General features: G+C 75.2%; 4 protein-coding genes. All 4 read right to left on the bottom strand.

What is annotated here, in order from left to right:
• Nucleotides 1-32: 32 nt before the first annotated feature.
• Entirely contained in the window at nucleotides 33-1,022 is a 990-nt protein-coding gene (locus AOK24_RS42005; RefSeq protein ID WP_107104172.1) for an AAA family ATPase, read from the bottom strand.
• Nucleotides 1,022-2,194 (bottom strand): DUF4350 domain-containing protein, encoded by a 1,173-nt coding sequence (locus tag AOK24_RS42000; RefSeq protein ID WP_055725135.1) that lies wholly within the window; start codon nucleotides 2,192-2,194, stop codon nucleotides 1,022-1,024. Before AOK24_RS42000 ends, AOK24_RS42005 begins: the two co-directional genes overlap by 1 nt.
• Nucleotides 2,191-2,880, bottom strand: a complete 690-nt coding sequence (locus AOK24_RS41995) for a DUF4129 domain-containing protein (RefSeq protein ID WP_055725134.1) — start codon at nucleotides 2,878-2,880, stop codon at nucleotides 2,191-2,193. The genes AOK24_RS42000 and AOK24_RS41995 overlap by 4 nt, the downstream gene beginning before the upstream one ends.
• Nucleotides 2,881-2,884: 4 nt before the next feature.
• Nucleotides 2,885-3,993: DUF7847 domain-containing protein (locus tag AOK24_RS41990; RefSeq protein WP_055725133.1), on the bottom strand; the 1,109-nt coding region annotated here is incomplete at its 5' end.

Raw genomic sequence — 3,993 nt, 5'->3', positions numbered from 1 at the left:
CGCGAGGAGCGCGGCGCGGCCGGTGAGTGCCATCAGCGGGGGACGGGGACGTGGGCGAGGACAGAAGTGATGACGGAGTCGGCGGTGACGCCCTCCATCTCGGCCTCGGGGCGGAGCTGGACGCGGTGCCTGAGCGTGGGCAGGGCGAGGGCCTTCACGTCGTCCGGGATGACGTAGTCGCGGCCCGTGAGCCATGCCCACGCGCGGGAGGCCGCCAGCAGAGCGGTCGCCCCGCGCGGGGAGACGCCGAGGGTCAGCGACGGGGACTCGCGGGTGGCGCGGCAGATGTCGACGACGTACGCGGTGATCTCGGGGGAGACGGCGGTCTTCGCGACGGCCGCGCGGGCGGCTTCGAGGTCGGCGGCGGCGGCCACGGGGCGTACGCCGGCGGCGCGCAGGTCGCGGGGGTCGAAGCCTTCGGCGTGGCGGGTGAGGACGTCGATCTCGTCCTGGCGGGAGGGCAGGGGGATCGTCAGTTTGAGGAGGAAGCGGTCGAGTTGGGCCTCGGGGAGGGGGTACGTGCCCTCGTACTCGACGGGGTTCTGGGTCGCGGCGACCAGGAACGGGTCGGGGAGCGGGCGCGGAGTGCCGTCGACGGTGACCTGGCGCTCCTCCATGGCCTCCAGGAGGGACGACTGGGTCTTCGGCGGGGTGCGGTTGATCTCGTCGGCGAGGAGGAGGTTGGTGAAGACCGGGCCGGGCTGGAAGGAGAACTCGGCGCTGCGGGTGTCGTAGACGAGGGAGCCCGTCACGTCGCTCGGCATGAGGTCGGGGGTGAACTGGACGCGCTTGGTGTCGAGGTCGAGGGCGGCGGCCAGGGCGCGGACCAGGAGGGTCTTGGCGACGCCGGGGACGCCTTCGAGCAGGACGTGGCCCCGGCACAGGAGGGCGACGACGACGCCCGTGACGGCGGGGTCCTGGCCGACCACGGCCTTGGCGATCTCGGCGCGCAGGGCCTCCAGGGAGGCGCGGGCGGCGCTCGGATCGCCGGTGTTCCCGGCGTTGTCAGTGGTCGGGTCCATCATGGACGGCGTACCTCACTTTCGAGGGCGTCGAGTCGGTCGGCGAGGGCGGTCAGGGCCGCGTCGTCGCCTGGCGGGGGGCCGAAGAGGAGCGTGTGCAGGGGCTGTCCGTCGGCGCCGAGGCGGTCGGACAGGGCGGGGATCAGGGTTTCGGGCGTGTGGGCCAGGGCGGCGGGGACGCCGAGGAGAGGGGCGAGGCGGATGCGGGTGGCGGAGCGCAGGGCGTCGGCGGCGCGGTCGCGGGCGTCGGCCCTGCGGTAGAGGCGGGCGCGGCCTTCGACGGTCTCGGAGGCGCGGATCGCGACCGGGAGGCGTTCGGGGACGAGCGGGCCGAAGCGGCGGGCCCGCCACAGGGCGGCGAGCGCGGCGGCGACGAAGAGTTGCAGGGTGCCCCACAGCCAGCCGGAGGGGAGCAGGTCGAAGAGGCTCTTCTCCTCCTGCGGGCCGGTGGTGGAGTCGGAGAGCGAGGGGAGGTACCAGACCAGATGCGGGCGGGAGCCGAGGAGTTGGAGGGCGAGGGAGGCGTTGCCCTGCTCGTCGAGGCGGTCGTTGAGGAGGATGTCGGGGGCGCCGAGGACGATCGTGTCGCCGTCCCCGGAGTCGGCGGGGACGCGCAGGAGGGTGGCGAGGCGGCGGCTCGGGTAGCACTCGTCGATGCCCTGGCGGGTGACGGTGTAGCGGTGGCCGCCGGTGTCGGCGGCGCCCGCGCGGCGAGCCTCGGGGAGCGCGCAGCCGGGGTCGAGGGTGGTGTCGCGGCTGGTCGCCGGGTCGGCGACGACCCCGGGGGCGAGGGTCTGGACGGACCAACTGCCCGGGGCGACGAGGACGGTTCGGCCGCCGGAGCCGGCGGTCGTGGCGCGCAGGTCGCTCTGCTGGCGTTCGGTCAGCAGGTCGGGGACGGTGACCAGGAGGGTGCTGTCGGGGCCTGCCGCCGAGCGCGCGTCGGCCAGCGTGGTCACCACGCGCGTGGTGACGCCCCGGTCGGCGAGGAGTTCGGCGATCGCGCGGCTGCCGTAGGGGTCGGCGGAGCGCGGGTCGAGTTCGCCGTGGTGGGTGTCGGACTGGAGCGCGGCGACGGTGACGCCCGCGACGAGGAGGAGGGCGACGGCGAGGGCGACGCCCCGCGCGCGGGTCCACAGGTGGCGGGCGGTGGGGGAGGCCGAGGTGGTCATCGGGCGGCCCCCTGGCGGTCCGTGAGCCGGGGCTTCGTACGGTCGATGGTCTCGTCGAGGCTCGCGATGCGCCGGTACGCCTGTTCGCTCGCGGACCGGCCGCCGTACGTGACGTCGTCGAAGGCGCGGGCCGCCGCGTGCAGGGCGTCGGTGTGGTCGGGGAGGGCGCGGGCGGCTTCGGCGGCGGCCTCGTCGGCGGTGCGGCCGGGGCGGGCGTCGAGGAGGGCGCGCTCCTCCAGGGCGCGGACGATGGCGCGCATCCGCTCCTGGACGGCCGGGTTCCAGTGGCCGTGGGCGGCGTGCTCCTCGGCGGCGGCGCGGTGGTCGGCGGCGCTGCGCGCGCGGGTGCCGAAGAGGGCGTCGGACGGGGAGGCGGGCGTACGGCGGGGGGTGCCCAGGCGCCACCAGAGGGCGGCGACGACGGCGAGGACGGCCAGGGCGATGACGGCGAGGCCGAGCGGGCCGCCCGGGGTGGCGCCGGCCGCCGTGTCGAAGAGGTCGCCCAGCCACTTCCAGAGGGCGTCCAGGGCGCGCTGGACGAGGTTGGGGTCGTTCTCGTGGTACAGCCGCCTGGACAGTTCGCGGCGGGCCGCCTCCCGCGCGGGATCGCGGGGTGTGGTCAGCGGCGGTGTGTCGTCCGAGGCCGCCGACCACAGGGCTCCGATCGTTCCCCCCGTCCCGTGCACGCCGTCAGCTCCCGGGGGTGGTGCCGGTGGTGCCGTAGTCCTGGAGGCCGGCGGCGCGGGCGAGTTCGAGGTCGAGGGCCTCGCGCCGGATGCGCTGGTCGACGTACAGGAGGACGGAGACGCCCGCGGTGATCGGGAACGTGATCATGTAGCCGATGACGGCGCCGATGCCGCTGATGATCAGGTACGTCCAGCCGTAGGAGACGGCGGGGTCGGTGACGAAGCCGTTCAGGCCGCCGTCCCCGAGGGCGGCGCCGATCAGGGCGAACGGGACGACGACGATCATCGCGAGGATGTTGGAGATGATCGTGCCGAGCAGCTGGATGCCGAAGACCCGCCACCAGGAGCCGCGCACCAGCTTGACGGAGCGGCCCAGCGCCTTCCTGATGCCCTGTTTCTCCAGCATCAGCGCGGGCGGCGCGAGCGAGAAGCGGACGCCGATCCAGATGGCGACGGCGAGCCCGGCGAAGACGCCGATGAGCGCCAGGGCGACGCCCGCCGCCGTGGCGCCGCCCGCGGCGGCCACCAGGATGCCGGGCAGGGCGCCGACGACCATCGTGCCGACCACGAGGACCAGCATCAGCAGGATCAGCGCGAACAGGCGCGGCAGGCGCGGGAGGGCGTCCCGCCAGGCCTCGCCGGGCGAGACGGCCTTGCCGAGGATCGCGCGGCTGACGACGGTGGTGAGCAGGGCGGTCGCGATGATCGTGCCGATCAGGGAGACCCCGTAGACGACCGTCGAGGCGGTCATCGAGTCGCCCAGGGCGCGGCTGACCTCGTCGAAGCTGGCGTTCGGGTCGCCGATGGCGTCCGTGCTCGCGTCGTCCAGGAGCAGGCCCTGGACGAGGACGGTGATGATCTCCACGACGACGGCGACGGCCAGGGAGATGCCGAGGACCGTGCGCCAGTACGTGCGCATGGTGGAGACCGCGCCGTCGAGGATCTCGCCCACGCCCAGGGGGCGCAGCGGGATGATGCCGGGCTTCGCGGCGGGCGGCGGGCCTCCCCAGCCGGTGCCCCAGCCGCCGGGGGCACCGTAGCCGCCGCCGGGGTGGGTCGTCGGGGCGTTCCAGCCCGTGGGGGCGCCCGGGCCCGGTGGGGGCGGGGGGGGGG

The sequence above is a fragment of the Streptomyces niveiscabiei genome (genome assembly GCF_001419795.1).
GTDB classification, from domain to species: domain Bacteria; phylum Actinomycetota; class Actinomycetes; order Streptomycetales; family Streptomycetaceae; genus Streptomyces; species Streptomyces niveiscabiei.
Note: the sequence above shows the minus strand (reverse complement) of the source record. Positions and strands in the feature narration are given on the sequence as shown.